The following is a 20,082-nucleotide window of genomic DNA, read 5'->3' as shown; positions in this document are numbered from 1 at the left end:
AAATTGGCCTGTAGGTTCGAGGAAGAATTTTTGAAACAATTAGACTTAAACACTAAGCTGGACTTATTGTCTGACGGCGCGCATCGCGGCGTTTTCAAAGGTATCAAAAGAGGTATCGAACGTGAGGCATTGCGGATCCAAGGGTCGGGAAAAATAGCGAAAACACCGCATCCAGAAAAGACGGGCCATGCATTGACCAATGGTCATATCACCACTGATTTTTCTGAGTCGCTACTCGAATTTATCACTCCAGTGAGTGAGGACCCACAAGAGACATTAGCGCAACTTTCTGATCTACAGAAGTTTACTTTGGCTAACATGGGTGATGAGTTACTGTGGCCTTTGTCGATGCCGTGCTTTATTGAGGATGAAGAAGATATTGTCCTAGCACAGTTTGGTACTTCTAATATCGGCAAAATGAAAACGCTATATCGTGAAGGGCTGAAAAATCGCTATGGCAGTATGATGCAGGCCATTGCGGGTGTGCACTTCAATATTTCGTTTCCAGAGACCGTATGGCAAAGCCTGCAAGTGATGTCTGAAGATGATAACCCTCAACAATCATTTATCTCCCAGCAGTATTTAGGCCTCATTCGTAACTTCAAGCGTGAAATGTGGCTGATAAGCTACCTGTTTGGCGCATCTCCTGCGCTTTGTCCGTCATTTTTGCAAGGCAAAAAGAGCGACTTGCCATTTAGTAAGCTAGAAAATGGCTCCATATATCTTGAATATGGCACCGCACTTAGACTGGGTGATTTAGGTTATACCAATAGCGCACAAAGCTCGCTTAAGGTGATGTATAACGATCTGGATGAGTATATTGCAGGCTTGCGACAAGCCATTCGTTGCCGCTCCGACTTGTATCATGAAATTCCAGACTATCGAGCAGCAGAGCCAAAACAGCTGAATCGCAACATTTTACAAATTGAAAATGAGTTCTACTCACCAATTAGACCAAAGCGCAATGCCAAGTCTGGTGAAACGCCGACTCAGGCACTTGAACGTGGTGGTATCGAATATATCGAAATTCGTGCGCTGGATGTTAACCCATTCGAGCACACCGGTGTGAGTCTGGAGCAAATCCACTTCCTAGACGTGTTTTTAACCTATTGTTTGTTAAAGCCAAGCCCTGAACTTTCGTTTGAAGCGCAGAAGCTCGCTGGTAAGAATTTACATCAGGTGGTTAACCAAGGTCGCTGCACAGCACTCGAACTGAGTAAAGCGGGTGAGCCTGTGAGTGTGAAACAGTGGGGCACAGAGATTTTTACAGACTTACTCAAAGTCGCAAAAATGTTAGATGCGAGTACTGAACAATCAGTCTATGTGGCGACGGTGGAAAAATTAATGTTGTCAATTGAAACGCCTGCACTTACTTTTTCTGGGCAGTTGCTATCTCAACTGAAGAGTCGTACCTTAGAACAAGGCTCAATGGGCATTGAACTTGCGAAAAAATATAAGCAACTTCATCAAGATATCAAATATGGTTATTACGATGAAGATACGCTGAAGTCATTTGCACGTCAGTCTTTCGAAGATGAGGCTGCGGTTAGAGCTGCGGATACGGTAGACTTCACGGCTTTCCTTGACGATTATTTTTCAAGGGCATAATGCACAAGACAAAAAAAAGCGCAGCCATAAGGCTGCGCAAATAAATTTCAGGGATGAAACAATGCTAAACTGCTGCATTCATAAGTTCAGACCAATGCAAATTGTAAAAGTTCATTAGGTTTCGAAAAAATGCAAAAAAAATTAATTTTAATTAGCCTCGTCGCCGTTTTATCCGGATGTGCTACTGCACCACCTAAACAACCTCATGATATTTGTAAAATTTTTGAGGAAAAAGAAGATTGGTATTATGATGCTCGTGATGCTCAAGAAAAATGGGGCTCACCAAAGCATGTACTGATGAGCATGATGTACCAAGAAAGCTCTTTTCGTCACGATGCGGCTCCTCCTATGGAATATTTCCTGTGGTTTATTCCTGTTGGCAGAGTGAGCTCTGCTTATGGCTACTCTCAAGCCAAAACACCGACCTGGTCTGATTATATTCGTGAAACTGGAAACTCAGGTGCAGATCGCGATGACTTTGAAGACGCCATCGATTTTATGGCTTGGTTCGTATACAAAACTCACAAAGTAAACGGCGTGTCAAAATGGGACGCTTATGCACAATACCTCAATTATCATGAAGGCTGGGGCGGTTATCGTCGTGGCACTTATAAAAATAAGAAATGGTTAATGCAAGTCGCAAATAAGGTAAAGCATCGAGCTGCGCGCTATGCCGTTCAACTTAAACGCTGTGAAGATGATTTAGATAAGAACTGGTTCGAGCGAATTTTTTCTTGAGGAAATTGCGGTGTTATTTTCAACACCGCAATTGAGTTTACTTGCTTAAGAGTTATACCAATTAGTCTTAATACTTGCTCAATTTGAAGGATAAAATCTGACGCTAACTGCGTTAAAAATTTCTCATTTAGAACAACTAAATAACCTGAGCTGCGGATAATTAATGCCTTTCTAGCAGCCAGTTTTAGCGCTAACTGCGTTGAATTCACTTCCAATAGCCAGCTATTGGTGCGTAAATTCGCCTTGTTTTCCCTAAAACTCTCTGGCTAGACAAGGAGAAAACTAAGTTGTGCTTTAGCAACAATGAGTTGGAACATTCCTTATCCAAACCTCAGGTTAAATAGTAAAATTTTTGCCTTGCCTATATGGATGTAGGTACCTTGGCGATAGCAGGACGCGGTAGCGGTGTTATCTACAAAATTTTCTTGCCTCAAAATAGACCACTTAATTAAGCTAATTGGTATTAGAGGAAATTTTCACCATCTTGATCATGTTTTCTTTTATCTCAATGACTTCCATCTTATAACCAGAAATCGTTAAGCCAAGAGGCGCATCTGGAATATCTTCAAGGTGCTCTACAATCAGGCCACTCAGGGTTTTAGGACCTTCGGTAGGTAAGTCCCAACTCATTTCCTTATTTAAGTCACGCACGTTTACACTGCCGTCAACCATAACTGAGCCATCACGCTGCATGTTTACGTCTTCGCTCGGCGCACGCGTCTGCGTGGTGGTAAAGTCACCAACAACTTCTTCAAGAATATCTTCGAGTGTAACCAGACCTTGAATGTCACCATACTCATCAACAACAAGACCAATACGCTCTTTGGCTTCTTGGAATTTAATCAGCTGTGTATTGAGCGAGGTATTCTCTGGTACATAGTAAATCTCTCTTACCGCACGTAGTAGTGACGGCTTATCAAACTGCTCTTTTGTCAGTAGGCGTAGCGCATCACGAGCGTGAATAAAACCAACCGCATCATCAATTTGGTCACGGTAAAGTAGCACTCGGGTATGCTGCGCATTCGTGAGCTGGCGAGCAATATCTTTCCACTCGTCATTGATATCTATCGCATTGATTTCACTGCGTGGGATCATAATGTCTTCTACGGTCACGTGATCCAAGTCTAAGATAGAAGTGAGCATGTTTTGGTGGTTTGAGGGCAGCATAGCGCTCGACTCATTTACCACGGTTTTTAATTCTTCTTTACTTAGGCTGTGCTCTTCAATCTCTTGTGGTGTGATCCCGACCAATCGCAACATACCATTGGTGATCCAGTTGGTTGCCACAACCAAAGGGAACAAGACCTTCAACAATACTTTGAGGATAACAGAGCTTGGGAACGCGACTTTCTCAGGGTATAAAGCCGCGAGAGTCTTAGGTGTAACTTCAGCGAAGATAAGAACCACAAGTGTGAGACCAAAAGTAGCAACTGCGATACCCATATCGCCATACAGGCGTAATCCAATGATGGTAGCCACTTGCGCAGCGGCAATATTGACGAGGTTATTTCCAATCAGGATCAGACCAATCAGTCTGTCAGGACGGTTAAGGAGGTTACTTACACGCTTCGCACCACGGTGATTCTCTTTTTCAAGATGGCGTAGACGAATACGGTTGATTGACATGATACCGGTTTCTGAACTAGAAAAATAAGCCGACATCAAAATGAGCACGCCGAGTATGATAAACAAGGCGCTGGTCGATATGTCTTCCAACAGTGGATCCCTTTTTTACTTACGAAAGAGTATTAAGCGTTAGTGAGTTACGATAGTCAAGTTAAAGTTTAAAACCTGCCTAAAATCACTTCTTGTATAAAGCGACTACCAAAGTAACCTAAAGTTACGATGCCAGAAGCCGCTATGATTGAAATCACCACAGACTTACCGCGCCAGCCGAACTGCTTATGCCCAAATGCGACGACGACATAAATAAGCCATGCAACGATAGATAAAATGGTTTTGTGAATAGTCTCTTTAGCGAACATACCGTCTAAAAAGTAAAAACCGGATGCCAATGCCAGCGTTAATAAACCTGTGCCTACAAATAACAGTTGATAAAGCTGCCTTTCCACTTGCATAAGTGGCGGTAGATGGCTGGTCATAATCGCCAAATCCCGCTGTTTTAGACGTTTATCAATAAACATAAATTGAATGGCGTAGAGCGTGGCGATGATAAGTACGCAGTAAGCCAACAATGAAAGTGAAATATGCAAAACGAGACCAACATCTATGTTTATTGTATGCATAATAATATGGTGCGGAATAAACAGGCTTGCTAATAACAAAATGGCGGCAAAGCCATACACCACAGGTAGTAATAGTGTTGCAGGGAAGCGCAAAGATACGGTCGTTACAGAAACGACGATAACCCAACAGGTTAACAAGGCAACGTTGACGGTACTGAGATCTTGTCCTTGATGCGTAAACACTGAATTCACCAACACTAGCATATGAGTCAAAATGGCGACGGTGCTTAATATTAAGGTTTTCTTTTGATCTGGACCTTGTTTGTCAAATAAGCGCGATAAAACATGGCTAGTGGCCATGACGTAAAAGAGACAGGCGATTAATGACAAGCTAACAATCAACATAAAAATAAGTGCCTAATTTTTGCTTTCCTTTTTTAGCTATTGTATTTAAAGCCTCTGCGCTTGCATAGGGTTTTATTTCAATCCGTTAACTTATTCTTATTTTCGTTCAACGAAAGCGTAAAAAGCAGAACAATCGGCTTGAATACTGTATTAGTGGCTCGCATATCAGTATAATGCCCGACAATTTCGAGATTTTGGAACCGATACATGTTTGAAAACCTCCAAGAGCGTTTAGGAAAAACGCTTAAAAACATCAGTGGCCGTGGCCGACTAACTGAAGACAATATTAAAGAAACACTCCGTGAAGTACGCATGGCATTGCTTGAGGCTGACGTTGCCTTGCCGGTTGTGCGCGACTTTGTAAAACAAGTAAAAGAACGCGCGGTTGGTGTAGAAGTCACAAAGAGTCTGAGCCCAGGCCAGGTTTTCATCAAGATTGTTCGCGAAGAACTTGAAAAGTCGATGGGTGAGGCCAACGAGGAGCTGAACCTAAACGCGCAGCCGCCAGCTGTCGTCATGATGGCAGGTCTTCAAGGTGCGGGTAAAACCACCAGTGTTGGTAAGCTGGCTAAATTCCTTAAAGAGCGCAAAAAGAAATCTGTGTTGGTGGTGAGTGCTGACGTTTATCGTCCAGCGGCTATCAAACAGCTTGAAACGTTAGCAGCAGAGGTTGACGTCGAGTTCTTCCCCAGTGATATTTCACAAAAGCCGGTAGATATCGCAACGGGTGCTATTTCTCACGCGAAGAAAAAGTTCATTGATGTGGTACTTGTGGATACCGCAGGTCGTTTGCACGTAGATGCAGACATGATGGACGAAATCAAAGATTTACACGCGGCGATTGATCCGATTGAAACCTTATTTGTCGTTGACTCAATGACAGGTCAGGATGCCGCAAATACAGCAAAAGCGTTTGATGAAGCGCTGCCACTTAGCGGTGTTATCTTAACTAAGACGGATGGTGATGCGCGCGGCGGTGCGGCTCTGTCTATTCGTCATATTACCGGTAAACCCATTAAGTTTATCGGTGTGGGTGAAAGAACTGATGCTCTAGAGCCATTCCACCCTGACCGTGTTGCATCTCGAATTCTAGGTATGGGCGATGTACTGTCGCTTATTGAAGAAGTCGAAATGAAAGTCGATAAAGACAAAGCCCAAAAAGTGGCTGAGAAAGTCTTTAAAGGCGACGGTTTTACACTGGAAGATTTTGCTGAGCAGCTGCGCCAGATGAAAAACATGGGCGGTATGATGTCGATGATGGAAAAGCTGCCTGGTATGTCGAACTTGCCAGATGCAGTAAAAGGTCAAGTAAATGATAAGACCTTTAACCAAATGGAAGCCATCATAAGCTCAATGACGCCAAAAGAGCGTGCACGTCCTGAAATCATCAAAGGCTCGCGTAAAAAGCGTATCGCTGCGGGTTCTGGTACGCAAGTACAAGACATTAATAAGTTGCTGAAGCAATTTACCCAAATGCAGAAGATGATGAAGAAGATGAAAGGCAAAGGCGGCATGATGAAAATGATGAAGAACATGAAAGGCATGATGCCGCCGGGCATGTTCGGTGGCGGTGGGCCTAAGTTCTAACACCGTTTTATAGTTTTTATAACGTGAAGGCAAGCCATGGGGCTTGCCTTTTTGTTTACTTAGTTATTCTTAAAATTGGGCACTATTGGCCTAAAGTTTTCTGCTTTTTTAGGGTCGCCTGTACCAATGTACTGGGCTTCTTGTGGATAGGGGTAAACAGGGCGAGTGAAAAGAATATTACCCTGCGGATCTTCTTTTTGCGTCATAAGCGCATCCGGTGCTATGCCTGTATCAAGCCAATGCGCTAACGCTGCGATAGCATCAAAGGTTTCAGCGCCAGGTCCCTCGATACCACAATGCACCAATCCTGGTGGCAAGAATAGCCGAGCAAAGTCGTAGGTGTTGTCTTTACCCATATAGTTGATAACTGACTCATACCAATCAATAGTTGCATATGCGGGTATTGCAGCGTCTGACCATCCATGTAATACAATCATTTTGCCACCGCTATTTTTAAATCCAGTGAGATCAGGGTGATCGGCGTCCATAAAGCTTGAGATAGGTGAAAGCTCGCCAACCTCATTGTTATAAGAAAAGTCTCTCCAGTTGCCTTGATTGTATCTTTCTCGAGGAAAAGCCAAGTACTTTAAGTACTCGGTTGCAGCATAATAGTGATAAGGCTTGATAAACGGTGCTTCAGGAAACAACCAACCTGTCCATTCAGGTTCAGAGCCATAGGGGAGGCCGCCATAAATGACGTTGCCTTGTTGGTCGTAGGATGGTGCATATATTTCCTTAATTGCGTTGACTTGGCGAGGTGTCAGGCATTTACCCGTGGTGTTGTTGCTGCACAGGAGCGTTTGCGGGTCAAAATCGCAGCGTCTTGGGTCGCTTATTAATCCATCAACTAAGCCATCTTTATGGTCACATGCTTGCATGACGGCCTGTGAAATAAAGTCAGTGTAGCTTGCATCGAGCAGTGCGTTATCGTTTTCATCCAAAATAGCTTTTGCGTTATCCATGCAGTTAATTAGGTTGACTTTGGTGTAATTAATCGTCGGTCCTCTGGCAATCACGCCATCAAAATCATTTGGGTAACGCTTTGCGGCCATTATCCCTGCATGACCTCCCTTCGAACAACCCGATATAAATGAGTACGTAAGTTGTTTACTATAAAAGCGCTCAATAACCGCCCTTGCTGCAACAGCAACCACATGATTCGCTCGGTAGGCAAAGTCCTCCCTTAATGGCACATTGTTTTTAGCCCACAAACCATCGAATCCGGCAGCAGTATGGCCGCCATCATGAGACATGGTCGCGTAATTACGCATAACGCCAGCCATCGTTGGGTAGTTGGATACTTCGCCACAAAAGCCCATACAGGCATTGAGCAAGAAACGTTGGTTCCAAACTTGATTCATTGGCAACCTAAGCTGAAAACGTATCGTCGGTGCCGCATAGCCTTCAACCAAACAGTGCTCAGGTAAAGAGTTTATTCCTTTTGGTATAGGTGCACCCAATAGGCGACTATACTTATATGTCCAGAGTTCGGTGTCGGCATCTAGGGTTTGGCTTGGTACATATTCTGCGTTGGTGATACTCATTGCAGCATTACCTTGCTCTAGCTGCGAGAAGTCACCAAAACGTAACAGTTTACAAGCCGTTATTTCTTCATTGTTTGCTGCAAGTGTTGAAGTAGCAATGAGCGCAAAAGAAAAGAGTGGTATACCTAGAAGTAGATGTTTAATTGAACGTTTTGCTTTGCGCATTTGGTTCATATGTGTGCTTTCCTTATAAATGAAACAACAGGGATTTTCGACTTTCCAGCAGTGCTGAAAAAGCCAATTTTTTGTACCACTATTGGGACGAATGTGCCGTGCGAAACTTCAGCGGTAACTTTGTAGCAGGGTCTAATAAAGCATCAACTTTGGAATTAACTTGCATTGCGCGTGAAAATGCGTAAAATGCCCGAGCTTCCCGTAATGGGAAGTACAAACTTATTAATGAAAACAGTCAATCTATGTAGAGGACGGTATGGTAACTATTCGTTTGCAACGTGGCGGCGCTAAAAAGCGTCCATTCTATCAAATCGTGGTTGCGGATAGCCGTTTCTCGCGTGACGGTCGTTTCATCGAGAAGGTAGGTTTCTTTAACCCTATCGCTGCAGGTCAGGAAGAAAAAGTACGTTTAGATTTATCTCGTGTTGATCACTGGGTAGGTCAAGGTGCAGCTCTTTCAGATCGTGTTGCGAAGCTGGTTAAAGACGCTCGTAAAGCGGCTTAATAGGCGTAAGTGTAACCATGAGTCAAAGTAAAACCTCGACAATCGTTGTTGGTAAGCTTGGTGCTCCTTATGGCATCAAGGGTTGGCTTAAGGTGCATTCATTTACTGACGATCCCCAAGGGATCTTCGATTTCAGCCCATGGTTGATAGGGCAACAAGGTAAATGGCAAAACCTTGAAGTGAGCGACTGGCGTCGTCACAACAAGGGATATATCGCTAAATTTGCACAGGTAAACGACAGAGACGAAGCAGTGGCTTATACCAATGCTGAAATCGCTGTTTATGCTGAGCAGCTTCCTGAATTACCTGAAGGGGAGTTTTATTGGCGAGATCTCATCGGCATGTCAGTAGTAACCGATAAAGGCTACGACTTAGGCATAGTTGATGACTTGATGGAGACTGGTTCAAACGACGTTTTGGTTGTGAAAGCAAACAAAAAAGATGCATTTGGCCAATCGGAAAGATTAATTCCATTCTTAACAGACTCTGTTATTTTGGATATTAATCATGACGAGAGAAAAATTACGGTAGATTGGGATCCAGCGTTTTAATGAGCGATCAGCAAAAGCTATGGGTTGGAGTGGTTTCACTTTTTCCTGACATGTTTAATGCGATAACTCAGCAAGGCGTAACGGGTCGAGCTGTGAAAAACGGCTTGATTGAGTTTAATTGTTGGAATCCGAGAGACTACGCCACTGATAAACATAGAACCGTGGATGACCGCCCTTATGGTGGTGGCCCGGGAATGTTGATGATGGTTGAGCCTCTGAAAAAAGCTATTCTTGATGCCAAAACGGCAGCAGGAGCAGGCGCTAAAGTAATTTATATGTCCCCTCAAGGGCGAAAGCTAGATCAACAAGGTGCGACTGAATTGGCGCAATCTGAAAAGTTGATTTTAGTAGCGGGTCGTTATGAAGGTATTGATGAGCGGATCATCGAGTCTTATATAGACGAAGAGTGGTCCATCGGCGATTTTATACTGAGTGGTGGTGAGTTACCAGCCATGACATTAATCGATGCAGTCGCGCGATTAGTGCCAGGTGTGTTAGGTCATAACCAATCAGCAGAACAAGATTCATTTTCGGATGGCTTGTTGGATTGTCCTCATTATACTCGGCCGGAAACATTGGATGATAAACAGGTGCCTGCTGTATTACTCAGCGGAAACCACCAAGAAATAGCCAAATGGCGCTTAAAGCAGTCTTTGGGTAGAACTTGGCAACGTCGTCCTGACTTGTTGCGTAACCTAGCTCTGACTGAGGAGCAGGCGGCATTACTTGCTGAATTTCAGCAAGAGAATGGCCAAGCTTGTGGCTAGAAGACAGTTACACCTAGGAATGTGAGAAATAAAATGGCAAAAGTAAACCAAAATATTATTAAAGAGCTTGAAGCTGAACAGCTTAAGCAAGACGTACCTGCGTTCGGCGCTGGTGATACAGTAGTTGTACAGGTACGCGTAAAAGAAGGTAACAAAGAGCGTCTACAGGCCTTTGAAGGTGTTGTAATCGCTAAGCGTAACCGTGGTCTACACTCATCTTTCACTGTTCGTAAGATTTCAAGCGGTGAAGGTGTTGAGCGTGTATTCCAAACGCACAGCCCTCTTATCAGCAGCGTAGCAGTTAAGCGTCGTGGTGCGGTTCGTCGCGCTAAGCTTTACTACCTACGTGAGCGTTCTGGTAAATCTGCACGTATTAAAGAGAAACTTAACTAATACGTCGCATTTATCAAATGCAGATAAAACAGGCCGCTTTATGCGGCCTGTTTTGGTTTTATTTCCTCTCATTATTTCCATTCTGTGAATACTCACTGACATCTCAGGCGTCTTGTCACGATATTTTCATGGTTGCTTACTTTTAAAGCGGCGCACTTCTTGTTAGACTCGGTGTATTATTTAATTTACTACTGTATATATAAGTTTACATCATGAATGGGGCTAACGATTTAGAAGCAATACGCGTTGCAATAGATGATTGCGATAGTGAGCTTGTCGCACTACTTGCAAAGCGCAAAGCATTGACCGAACAGGTTGGAAAAATAAAACAGCAAAAGGGCGCACCGCTACATGTGCCAAAGCGCGAAGCTGAGCTGATCAAAGCCCGGCGCGCAGAAGCTGATGCTAAAGGGGTAAACCCTGATTTAGTCGAAGATATTCTGCGTCGTATGATGAGAGAAGCCTACGAAAACCAGCAAAGTGAACTCGCCTGTGCCGCACCAAAAATGTCTCCGGTTGTTATTGTCGGTGGCCAAGGCGCCATGGGTAAACTGTTTGCGAAACAGTTTAGGCGCTCAGGCTACGAAGTACGCATTTTAGACAAAGACAATCAATCACAGGCTACTGAGCTACTGAGTGATGCAAAATTGGTGCTGGTGAGCGTACCAATTAACGCGTTAGAGCAAGTCGTTAACGAGTTACCAGCGCTACCTGATGATTGTATTCTTGCAGATATTACCTCTGTGAAGCAAGCCCCGCTCAAAGTACTAATGAACAAGCACAACGGCCCTGTGGTCGGTCTACACCCTATGTTTGGTCCAGATATATCTCACTGGGTTAAGCAAACTGTCGTGGTGTGCGAAGGACGTATGCCAAAGCAATGCGAAGGATTAATCAAGCAACTAAAGATCTGGGGCAGCCAGTTGGTACCGATGGACGCTAAAAAACACGACCAATCCATGCAGATCATTCAGGTAATGCGCCACTTAACTACGTTTGTATACGGTCAGTTCTTATCTAAGCAGTGCCATTCATTAAAAGAGCTAAGAAGCTGCTCATCGCCTATCTACCAATTAGAGCTGATGATGGTGGGACGGCTGTTTGCGCAATCCCCTGAGCTTTATTCAGATATTATGCTCGCGCAATTTAATGATGTAGAAGGGTTATTGGCAAGCTATCAAGATACCTTTGAGCAGACATTGACCAAGCTACAACAAGGCGATAAAGAAGGCCTAATGCAATCTTTCTCACAAGCCAAACATTATTTCTCAGAAAGCGCGAAACACTTCCTATCACAAAGCCGAGGCCTGCTTAACAAAGCCAATGACGCAAAAGTGTTGGATTATGAGGAAAGTATTTAGCGCCAAGTTATGCCTCCTACATCACAGTGCAAATAGTGTTGTGGGAGTGGCTTTACGCCACGATTTTACGTAGGTCGCCATTTATGGCGACAAATAACTTCGATGCTGATACAAAAGAAATTTGTTCTTAGCCCTAGCCTAACGAAGCGAAGTATCAATAACAAGATTTCCAAATTTGAGGTGGGGGTCAGAGACTTCTTCGATTTTCACGCTTGTGCCCAAACTACGTGAAAGCATTCCCTCTTAGTACAGACAACCTACACTTACTGATTAAAATCTATCCCATTGTCAGTCATCACAAAATATCGTTTAATAAGGGCATTCAGCCCCAATCATGATGTTTACGGGGTTAAGCAGTTTAAAAGGAATATTGATGTTAGAACAGAACCCCGAATTAACCCCAGAGACTCAAGCACTGATTGAAAAAGCTCAGAGAGGAGATGCAGATGCTCAGTGCAACCTGGGTCTTATGTATATTAATGGTCAAGGCGTAGCGCAAAGTGATGAGAAAGCGGTTGAGTATTACCAGTTGGCCGCAAAGCAGGGTAATGCGCGCGGTCAGTGCAACCTAGGTGTTATGTATGCTCAAGGAAAAGGCGTAGCGCAAAGTGATGAGAAAGCGATTAAGTATTACCAGTTGGCGGCGGAGCAGGGTAATGCGCGCGCTCAGTGCAACCTAGGTGTTATGTATGAGCAAGGAAAAGGCGTAGCGCAAAGTGATGAGAAAGCGGTTGAATATTACCAGTTGGCTGCAGAGCAGGGAGATTCGCACGGTCAGTGCTACTTGGGTCTCATGTATGAATATGGTCAAGGCGTAGCGCAAAGTGATGAGAAAGCGGTTGAATATTACCAGTTAGCGGCGGAGCAGGAAGATGCGCGCGGTCAGTGCGACTTGGGTGTTATGTATGCTCAAGGAAAAGGCGTAACGCAAAGTGATGAGAAAGCGATTAAGTATTACCAGTTGGCGGCGGAGCAGGGTAATGCGCGCGCTCAGTGCAACCTAGGTGTTATGTATGAGCAAGGAAAAGGCGTAGCGCAAAGTGATGAGAAAGCGGTTAAGTATTACCAGTTGGCCGCAGAGCAGGGTAATGCGCGCGGTCAGTGCAACCTGGGTCTCATGTATGAGCAAGGAAAAGGCGTTGCGCAAAGTGATGAGAAAGCGGTTGAGTATTACCAGTTGGCTGCAGAGCAGGGAGATTCGCGCGGTCAGTGCTATTTGGGTCTCATGTATGAATATGGTCAAGGCGTAGCGCAAAGTGATGAGAAAGCGGTTAAGTATTACCAGTTAGCGGCGGAGCAGGGAGATGCGCGTGGTCAGTGCAACCTAGGTGTTATGTATGCTCAAGGAAAAGGCGTAGCGCAAAGTGATGAGAAAGCGGTTAAGTATTACCAGTTGGCCGCAAAGCAGGGAGCTGCGAGCGGTCAGTGCAACCTGGGTGTTATGTATATAAATGGTCAAGGCGTAGCACAAAGTGATGAGAAAGCAGTTGAATATTTCCAGTTAGCTGCTGAGCAAGAAAACGCTCGGGCTATATTTACTCTGGCCTATTGCTACTTTCGGGGAAAAGGTGTCACTCAAAGTTTTACAGAGACCAAAGCTCTGTGTGAACAAGTGTTCAAAGACCCTCTACTAAGCTTTGAAGCCTATGAGCTTCACGATAGAGCTGAGCGTTTTGAACAATCAAAATCAATTAGCGCTTTAAGAGAGGAGATACTCTCTCATTTGAAAGTCAGTAAAAATCTTACGATGACTCACTATACCGCTTTCGACGTTGGCCAAGCAATTTTGTTGGAAAAAAGCCCTTTTAGGCTGGGGCACATTAACGCAGTAAATGATCCTAATGAGGGAAAATTACTCTGGCAGGAATTAGGTTACGAGCCGGAAGAGGGTAACCCCGTGTTTATTGGTTGTTTTTTACCAGACAGCGACAGCCTAAATATGTGGCGCTTTTACAGTAAAAACCACTTAAATGACGATGCCTGCGGCTGCGCCATTACCTTTAATACAGAGCGCTTTTTTGACTATCGTTTAATGAAGGACCAGAGCAACCACACTGAGCAAGAGCTGCGAGTGCCGTCATTTGCCAATACCGGACAATCTCCTCAGGAAAGTGCTGCTTTTTACCGGGTTGTGTATCTAAAGGATAATTTTAAGATACTGGGCCAGGGTGCCAAAAAGCTGCAAGATGACTTTAAAAACCTCAAAAAAGAAGTTGATAAATTTGTTGGCAAGAAACCTACGCCTGAAAAATTACAAACACTTGCTTGGCTGCTCGGCCCGTTACCTTATCTGCTAAAAGATGCCAACTATAAGGATGAGCAGGAACACAGAGTGATAGTCACGCATCTGGACTATGGCGCAAAAGAAATAAAGAGTGAAGATCCCGACTTTGCAAATGGCAAAGCACCACGCTTATATCTGGAGCTGCACAGAGACGATCATCTGACTCCGATTGAGTACGTTACGCTTGGCCCAAAGCGCCGAACAAAGAGATGATGGCACCGTACTGGCGACACCAGTTGGCCAGCAAGTTTGAATCGCAGCTGGAAAGACGCAAGGGTAACCCTCTGAATATTAACCCCTCGCGCTGCGCTTATAAGTAGTGCGAGGGGGGCCTCTGTGCTTGTAGTCGGGCGTTTAGCGCGCTCGACCACCAGCTGGCCCGGTGGCGCGATTAAATAGTAAAATAAGTGACACCCCTCGCTATTTCCATCTTTGTGGATGGATAATTCCTCATTCTCTCTTACATCGAGCAATTTCAATCAAGTATCTTGCTTTTGATATGATTAAGCTTGTCTGCAGTTCTACTAACACATAGGCGCTTTATGCAAAGCAATCTTTTACAGCAGCGTATTGCGCTCGTTTGCGATTACATCAATCAACATTTAGATGATGAATTAACGGTGAGTTTGCTTAGTGATGTTGCTGCTTTATCTAAATTTCATTTTCATCGCGTATTTGTGGCTTTTATGGGCGTGAATGTGGGTAAGTATATTTTGCTGGCGCGATTAAAGCGGGCGTCTTTTCGCCTAGCATTTGAGCGCGATATTAGAATTATTGATATTGCACTTGAAGCAAAGTTTGATAGTGCTGAGGCCTTCTCTCGAGCTTTTAAACGTACTTTTGAACAAAGTCCTTCACAGTTTAGAAAAGCTGCAAATTGGCCTAGTTGGTATGACATTTTTAATTTTTCACCGCAAAATTTAGGAGTGCAGACAATGCAGGTCGATATTATTAACTTTGAACAGACTCAAATTGCTTTTTTAGAGCACAAAGGGTCAGCAAAACAGATATTTGAAAGTGCCGGCAAGTTTATCGCTTGGCGACAAAATAGCGGGCTTTCACCAATTAATACGAGTCGAACATTTGGCATGCCAAATGGCGACCCTGAAGCCATGGCTGAAGACGCATTTCGTTTTAAATTGTGTGGCTCAGTAAACACTGAAGTACCAGATAACGCGTTTGGCGTCGAAAATGGTGTTATTCCACAAATGCGTTGCGCCAAGGTAAGGCATTTAGGGAGTCACGACAATATGGAGCAAACTATACGCTGGTTGTATCAAAACTGGCTAGCAGACAGTGGCGAATTGCCAGATGCGCATTGCTGCTTTTTTGAATATCATAATTTTGTGCATCAAGTGGATGAGTGCGACTTGATCACCGATATTTACCTGCCATTGCAAAATTGATGATAACGTTACTTGGTTTGCATTTATGGCGACAAATAACCTTTCGGCGCTGATACTATTAAAATAACGAGAAGTAAAAAAGTCGCGGGTATATCACTTGCAACATTTAAAGTTGAGCGTTTTTAATGCGTTAACTAGACGCTATTTGTGCTTAGCGAGCTAGCAGAAGGCTCGGATAGGTTATTCCTTGCGTGTAGCAGGTGATTTGCGTGTTGAAATTATAATCTTTGACTGATAAGTTACTAAAATTACTAAATAAAGTTAGCTTGATAATTGTTGTTTTTTACTTGTGAATAAGTGAGATATTCAAGAAATTACGCTAATAGGCTGTTAGCACCACATGAACATGAAGTATCTTCTAATAATTACATTTTTATTTCCGCTGATGGCTTTGGCACAAAGCAGTACATGCTTTGGGACTACTTCCAATGGCAGCCTTACTAATGGAGTGAAACTTCCATCCGAAGGAAAAAACTATGTAAGCTACAGCATAATGGCAAGATTGGTTGGTCGTACCTACGTTCATTCAGAAGTAAGAAATATCATAGTATCTGCATATAAAGACTTGGAGAATGAACAGCCAACGAAAGTCTACAAATACGCAGAAACAGGATTTAAGGATGGAGGGCAATTCAAACCTCATAAAACTCATAGAAATGGACTTTCGGTTGATTTTATGACACCTGTAAAGGACAAGAATGGGAAATCTATTCATTTGCCCACAAATGCCTTAAATAAGTTGGGTTACAACATCGAGTTTGATGTTAACGACCATTATGATGGTATGTACATAGATTACGAAGCGATTGCAGCTCATGTTGTAGCTTTGCACAAACAAGCCAAGGCGCATGGGCATGATTTATGGCGAGTGATTTTTGACCCGAAATTACAGCCAAATTTATACAAAACTAAGTATGCGCAGTATTTGAAGGATAATATCCAATTTTCCAAAAAACGGTCTTGGGTCAGGCATGATGAACACTACCATGTTGACTTTGCTATACCGTGTAAATAACAGTGCTAGGGTCAGTAACGTACTATAAAACCAGTCACTTTTTGTGCGCTTCGCTGCACAAAAACCGTCAGCTTTGCCAGCCGCTGTGGTCGCCGTTACCATTTTCCACTCTCGCACCATTACAGCAGTCAGGTTTGATTAACCCTAAAGCTCAAACCTGACAGTGACTATTAGCTATTTCAGATAAACATATTCCCGCTTGTTACTCACTCAGTATCTTATCTAAATTCGCTTTTGAGCGGGCGACGCTTTCTAGGGGCGTTAGGCCGCTTGGGTATTCTTCTTGTTCGATTACCAGCCACTGTGTACCGCCGTGTTGCTGCATGGTTTGGATGAGCGCTTTCCAGGGGTAGTGGTTTTCGCCAATGATTGGGCTTTTGTCATCTCCTTGATGAGTACGTATTTTAATATGTGTCGATACGGTTCTTCCTGCATATCGCTTAACATAATCGCTGGGTGATTTACCTGCGTAAATCACCCAGCCGACATCGAGCTGCAGTGGGAAATCGCTAGGGGTATTGGTGGCGATATAATCCCAAAACGTGCTATTAGCGTATGGGTTAAATTCCTTCTCATGATTATGAAATCCGATCCTCATATCATAACGTTTGGCAATTTGGTGCACTTGGTTAAGCTGTTTTACAAATGCTTGCACTTGGTTTTTATCCCATGCTCTTTCATCCCAAGGAATAAAGAGCGTGGATACGCCTAAGGTTTTGTAAAAGAGTAGGGTGCTTGCTCGTTTTTCTTCAGCTAATGCGTCAAAGCCGATGTGGGCGCTGCTCGCAACTAGGCCGAGTTCGGCTAACCTTTGTTTTAATTTACTTGGGTTATTGGCATAGCTGCCAAAGTTTCCCGCAAACTCAACGCCATCAAATCCCATGCTAGCGAGTGCTTGCAAGGTGCCGTCGAAGTCTCTTGCCAATTCATCTTTTACCGACCACAGTTGAACGCTAACGGGCAAAGGTTGAAGGGAAGGCTGTGCATACAGTGGCGAGATAAAAATTAAAGCAATGAACAGCATTACTTGCTTTAATCGGTTGGTGTTTTCAACAAACATGATCTACTCCTAAAGAAAAAGCAGAGCTAGACTCTGCTTCGGTTAGTCATAACAAAATGACTCAAGGGTTAGTCGCGGTACGCATACTGGCTTAGCCCAAGCTCTGCGAGTACGCCATCTAGATGCGCCTTGGCTTCGGCAGTAGGCCCTGGATAATCACCTGCAATTGGCATATTGCCCAGATAACCTATGTCTTGACAGCCCTCAGGTGTGCAGAAGTAAGCGCCGAGAACGAGATCTTTAAAGCGCAAGAATGCTTTACCTATACGCTGAAATTGCTCTGGTGTTTGTGCATTAAAATAAGCAATATCATCCATAATCTTACTTTGCTGCGTTGCGCTAAGTTGTATAAATGGCTTTTTAAAGCGCAAAGTCGACTCATCGTCAATCCAAGCAAGCGCATGGAGTATTGTCACTCTGTCTTTTTGTTGTCCGTGATACGGTGCGCTTACCCATTCATCGATCACACTCGGTACTTGTACTTCAGAAGCCGATGGATGATTTCCTTCCTTTGGCACAATAAAATCAGCTAGTACTGCAACTAACGTGAGCTGCGCTTCGGTGAGGGTGAGCGGCCAAGGTGATTCTGGCGGCATGATCATGTTTGGATCGGTGCCATACCCTTGAGCGCTAACTGGCTTTATTTCAATATCTGGCCAGTGCCCAGCTGCAGCCGTTTCACCTTCAATGGCCTTACTGCAACCAGCGGTGAGTGTCACCGCAGATCCAGCAGCAAGCAAGCCTAACCACTTTAATGACTCGCGACGTGTCATGCCTGAAATATATTTATAAGAATCAACGCGGACAGGTGTATTCATCACAGCGCTCCTTTATCAATTTGTGCTGCTAACCAGGTGGAGTTTCGCATCGCTAAGGTCATAATGGTTAAGGTGCAATTTTTATGGGGGTTAGACGCAAAGACGCCGGCATCCATCACAAATAGATTGTCACAGTCCCATGTTTGCCCCCACTGATTCGTTACCGATTCTTTTGCTGAGCTGCCCATTCTCGTCGTGCCGACCTCATGAATGATCTCACCGCCTTTTGAAATGGCTTTTTCCGCAGGCGGTAGCTCGCCGACTTTGGCACCCATGTTCTCAAGGATCTGCTTAGCGGTTTTGAGACCATGCTCGATTTGCTTGAGCTCTCTGTCAGACCATTTGAAATGGAACTTAGCAACCGGGATCCCCCATTTATCTTTGACGTTTTCGTCAATTTCCATGTAAGAATTTTTGTTCGGTAGCATTTCTCCACGCAGTGCAAATCCAACATAGGAGCCATAAGCGTCACGCACTTGCTGCTTTAATTTGGGGCCATAACCTTGTTTATTGCCAGACACGCCAGAGCCCGGTTGATTAAAGCCGCTGCTAATTTCAAAGTGATAGCCGCGCGGAAAATTAAGCTCACCTTTCTCATGGGCTTTGTGTCCCCACCAAGGAATAAAAAGGTGGTTACCGGTATGGCCGTCTTCGTTATAACGCGGGCGGCCTTTTAACGCAGGGATTTGTGCACCAAGCCAAGCACCTGTAGAGTCCATTAGATTGCGACCTACCTGACCACTTGAGTTTGCAAGTCCCTTGGGATGTTTTGCATGTTTAGAATTAAGCAAAATACGTGCAGATTCACAGGCGCTGGCCGCCAAAATCACTACATCAGCATTGAGTGCATGTTCTTGTGCAGACTTTTTATCGACGTAAGTCACACCAGTTACTTTGCCATCTTCATTCATCGCCACTGACTTCACCATGGCATCGGTGATCACTTCAAGGTTTCCTGTCGCTTTGGCCATCGGAATAAGCGAGGTTGTGGTTTGGAATGCCGCACCAATCGAGCAACCGTGGCCACAAGGCGTGGCGTAAAAACACGCTAAGCGGTCGCCTTTGTTACGAGTCAGCACCGCTCTGTGCATGGGAACCGCTGGGATCCCCATTTTTTTCGCGGCAGCTGCAACCAATAATTCGGGTACTCTTGGCGTCGGTGGTGGCTGTAACACGCCAGGCGCAGAAGGGGGCATGTCATCCAAGCCGGTATTGGTACCGCAGATCCCGACTATTTCTTCTGTTTTGTCATACCAAGGCGCAATGTCTTGATATTCAAACGGCCAATCAGCGCCATGTCCATCGCGGCTTTTGCCCTTAAAGTCGTGTTCACTAAAACGTAGCGAGTAGCGACCCCAGTGATTGGTGCGGCCACCGAGCATACGTGCACGCCACCAATAAAAATCGGTGTTTTCTGCGCGTGTGTATGGTTCATCTGGCACTTGCCAACCGCCATCAATCGTCGCGTCGTAAAAACCAAAGTTCTTATCCTTATTACCAGCGCCCATGAGTGGGGCTTCGCTATTGCGACGGAACATCGGGCTTTCTGTTTTTGGGTCGTAATTTCTGCCAGCTTCTAGCAATAAAACTTTGTGGCCTAGCTTAGTGAGTGTATAAGCGGCCATTGCGCCACCGGCACCTGAGCCAACGACCAATACTTTATGATCAAATGTTGCCATG

Annotated in this window: 17 protein-coding genes; 11 read left to right on the top strand and 6 right to left on the bottom strand. The window is 44.4% G+C overall.

Annotation, left to right across the window (positions count from 1 at the left end):
• Positions 1-30 precede the first annotated feature (30 nt).
• Both gshA and GSF13_RS18165 read left to right on the top strand, forming a co-directional pair.
• Complete coding sequence (gene gshA, locus GSF13_RS18170; RefSeq protein WP_174169987.1) at positions 31-1,608, top strand: glutamate--cysteine ligase; 1,578 nt, start codon at positions 31-33, stop codon at positions 1,606-1,608.
• 129 nt (positions 1,609-1,737) lie between these two features.
• Positions 1,738-2,346, top strand: coding sequence for a transglycosylase SLT domain-containing protein (locus GSF13_RS18165; RefSeq protein WP_010606683.1), 609 nt, complete (start codon positions 1,738-1,740; stop codon positions 2,344-2,346).
• A 453-nt stretch (positions 2,347-2,799) separates the two neighbouring features.
• Here the strand turns inward: GSF13_RS18165 and GSF13_RS18160 are convergent, their stop codons facing one another.
• The gene (locus GSF13_RS18160) at positions 2,800-4,062 is read right to left on the bottom strand and encodes an HlyC/CorC family transporter (RefSeq protein ID WP_010606684.1); all 1,263 of its coding nucleotides are present in this window, start codon (positions 4,060-4,062) and stop codon (positions 2,800-2,802) included.
• Between the two features lie 68 nt (positions 4,063-4,130).
• The gene (gene ccsA / locus GSF13_RS18155; protein WP_174169988.1) at positions 4,131-4,937 is read right to left on the bottom strand and encodes a cytochrome c biogenesis protein CcsA; all 807 of its coding nucleotides are present in this window, start codon (positions 4,935-4,937) and stop codon (positions 4,131-4,133) included.
• Between the two features lie 207 nt (positions 4,938-5,144).
• Here ccsA and ffh point away from each other — a divergent pair, with 207 nt between their 5' ends.
• The gene (ffh, locus tag GSF13_RS18150) at positions 5,145-6,524 is read left to right on the top strand and encodes a signal recognition particle protein (RefSeq protein WP_010606686.1); all 1,380 of its coding nucleotides are present in this window, start codon (positions 5,145-5,147) and stop codon (positions 6,522-6,524) included.
• A 59-nt stretch (positions 6,525-6,583) separates the two neighbouring features.
• Here ffh and GSF13_RS18145 read toward each other — a convergent pair whose 3' ends face one another.
• Positions 6,584-8,242 (bottom strand): tannase/feruloyl esterase family alpha/beta hydrolase, encoded by a 1,659-nt coding sequence (locus GSF13_RS18145; RefSeq protein ID WP_211866601.1) that lies wholly within the window; start codon positions 8,240-8,242, stop codon positions 6,584-6,586.
• 256 nt (positions 8,243-8,498) lie between these two features.
• Here GSF13_RS18145 and rpsP point away from each other — a divergent pair, with 256 nt between their 5' ends.
• From rpsP to GSF13_RS18095, 8 genes are all read left to right on the top strand, one after another.
• Positions 8,499-8,747 (top strand): 30S ribosomal protein S16, encoded by a 249-nt coding sequence (gene rpsP, locus GSF13_RS18140; protein ID WP_010371051.1) that lies wholly within the window; start codon positions 8,499-8,501, stop codon positions 8,745-8,747.
• 17 nt (positions 8,748-8,764) lie between these two features.
• Positions 8,765-9,298: a ribosome maturation factor RimM gene (gene rimM / locus GSF13_RS18135; RefSeq protein WP_010606688.1), complete on the top strand. Its 534-nt coding sequence runs from the start codon at positions 8,765-8,767 to the stop codon at positions 9,296-9,298.
• Positions 9,298-10,065, top strand: a complete 768-nt coding sequence (gene trmD / locus GSF13_RS18130; protein WP_174169990.1) for a tRNA (guanosine(37)-N1)-methyltransferase TrmD — start codon at positions 9,298-9,300, stop codon at positions 10,063-10,065. Before rimM ends, trmD begins: the two co-directional genes overlap by 1 nt.
• Before the next feature lie 33 nt (positions 10,066-10,098).
• Complete coding sequence (rplS, locus tag GSF13_RS18125; RefSeq protein ID WP_017216162.1) at positions 10,099-10,458, top strand: 50S ribosomal protein L19; 360 nt, start codon at positions 10,099-10,101, stop codon at positions 10,456-10,458.
• Between the two features lie 212 nt (positions 10,459-10,670).
• Complete coding sequence (gene tyrA, locus GSF13_RS18120; protein ID WP_010606690.1) at positions 10,671-11,819, top strand: bifunctional chorismate mutase/prephenate dehydrogenase; 1,149 nt, start codon at positions 10,671-10,673, stop codon at positions 11,817-11,819.
• A 373-nt stretch (positions 11,820-12,192) separates the two neighbouring features.
• Positions 12,193-14,316 carry a DUF2971 domain-containing protein gene (locus GSF13_RS18105; RefSeq protein ID WP_249122700.1) on the top strand — a complete coding sequence of 708 codons (2,124 nt, stop codon included), beginning with the start codon at positions 12,193-12,195 and terminating at the stop codon, positions 14,314-14,316.
• Between the two features lie 329 nt (positions 14,317-14,645).
• Entirely contained in the window at positions 14,646-15,509 is an 864-nt protein-coding gene (locus GSF13_RS18100; RefSeq protein ID WP_211866599.1) for an AraC family transcriptional regulator, read from the top strand.
• 340 nt (positions 15,510-15,849) lie between these two features.
• Positions 15,850-16,524, top strand: a complete 675-nt coding sequence (locus GSF13_RS18095) for a penicillin-insensitive murein endopeptidase (protein ID WP_211866597.1) — start codon at positions 15,850-15,852, stop codon at positions 16,522-16,524.
• A 202-nt stretch (positions 16,525-16,726) separates the two neighbouring features.
• Here the strand turns inward: GSF13_RS18095 and GSF13_RS18090 are convergent, their stop codons facing one another.
• The 3 genes from GSF13_RS18090 to GSF13_RS18080 all read right to left on the bottom strand — a co-directional run bounded on the left by GSF13_RS18090 (position 16,727) and on the right by GSF13_RS18080 (position 20,081).
• Positions 16,727-17,584 (bottom strand): TIM barrel protein, encoded by an 858-nt coding sequence (locus GSF13_RS18090; protein WP_206471083.1) that lies wholly within the window; start codon positions 17,582-17,584, stop codon positions 16,727-16,729.
• 68 nt (positions 17,585-17,652) lie between these two features.
• Positions 17,653-18,402, bottom strand: coding sequence for a gluconate 2-dehydrogenase subunit 3 family protein (locus GSF13_RS18085; RefSeq protein WP_010606696.1), 750 nt, complete (start codon positions 18,400-18,402; stop codon positions 17,653-17,655).
• Positions 18,402-20,081, bottom strand: coding sequence for a GMC family oxidoreductase (locus GSF13_RS18080; protein WP_206471082.1), 1,680 nt, complete (start codon positions 20,079-20,081; stop codon positions 18,402-18,404). Before GSF13_RS18080 ends, GSF13_RS18085 begins: the two co-directional genes overlap by 1 nt.
• Position 20,082 lies beyond the last annotated feature (1 nt).

Origin of the sequence: Pseudoalteromonas sp. M8 (assembly GCF_018141365.1) — a bacterium.
Taxonomy (GTDB): Bacteria; Pseudomonadota; Gammaproteobacteria; order Enterobacterales; family Alteromonadaceae; genus Pseudoalteromonas.
The sequence above is the reverse complement of the archived record's forward strand: the minus strand, read 5'-3'. Positions and strand labels throughout refer to the sequence as shown.

Bases quoted from the DNA above. Each gene is read 5' to 3' on its own strand.
- GSF13_RS18165 (WP_010606683.1), top strand. From the start codon at position 1,738: ATGCAAAAAAAATTAATTTTAATTAGCCTCGTCGCCGTTTTATCCGGA.
- GSF13_RS18085 (WP_010606696.1), bottom strand. From the start codon at position 18,402: ATGAATACACCTGTCCGCGTTGATTCTTATAAATATATTTCAGGCATG.
- rpsP (WP_010371051.1), top strand. From the start codon at position 8,499: ATGGTAACTATTCGTTTGCAACGTGGCGGCGCTAAAAAGCGTCCATTC.
- GSF13_RS18080 (WP_206471082.1), bottom strand. From the start codon at position 20,081: ATGGCAACATTTGATCATAAAGTATTGGTCGTTGGCTCAGGTGCCGGT.
- trmD (WP_174169990.1), top strand. From the start codon at position 9,298: ATGAGCGATCAGCAAAAGCTATGGGTTGGAGTGGTTTCACTTTTTCCT.
- ffh (WP_010606686.1), top strand. From the start codon at position 5,145: ATGTTTGAAAACCTCCAAGAGCGTTTAGGAAAAACGCTTAAAAACATC.
- GSF13_RS18095 (WP_211866597.1), top strand. From the start codon at position 15,850: ATGAACATGAAGTATCTTCTAATAATTACATTTTTATTTCCGCTGATG.
- GSF13_RS18105 (WP_249122700.1), top strand. From the start codon at position 12,193: ATGTTAGAACAGAACCCCGAATTAACCCCAGAGACTCAAGCACTGATT.
- GSF13_RS18145 (WP_211866601.1), bottom strand. From the start codon at position 8,242: ATGAACCAAATGCGCAAAGCAAAACGTTCAATTAAACATCTACTTCTA.
- tyrA (WP_010606690.1), top strand. From the start codon at position 10,671: ATGAATGGGGCTAACGATTTAGAAGCAATACGCGTTGCAATAGATGAT.
- rplS (WP_017216162.1), top strand. From the start codon at position 10,099: ATGGCAAAAGTAAACCAAAATATTATTAAAGAGCTTGAAGCTGAACAG.
- rimM (WP_010606688.1), top strand. From the start codon at position 8,765: ATGAGTCAAAGTAAAACCTCGACAATCGTTGTTGGTAAGCTTGGTGCT.
- GSF13_RS18090 (WP_206471083.1), bottom strand. From the start codon at position 17,584: ATGTTTGTTGAAAACACCAACCGATTAAAGCAAGTAATGCTGTTCATT.
- ccsA (WP_174169988.1), bottom strand. From the start codon at position 4,937: ATGTTGATTGTTAGCTTGTCATTAATCGCCTGTCTCTTTTACGTCATG.
- GSF13_RS18100 (WP_211866599.1), top strand. From the start codon at position 14,646: ATGCAAAGCAATCTTTTACAGCAGCGTATTGCGCTCGTTTGCGATTAC.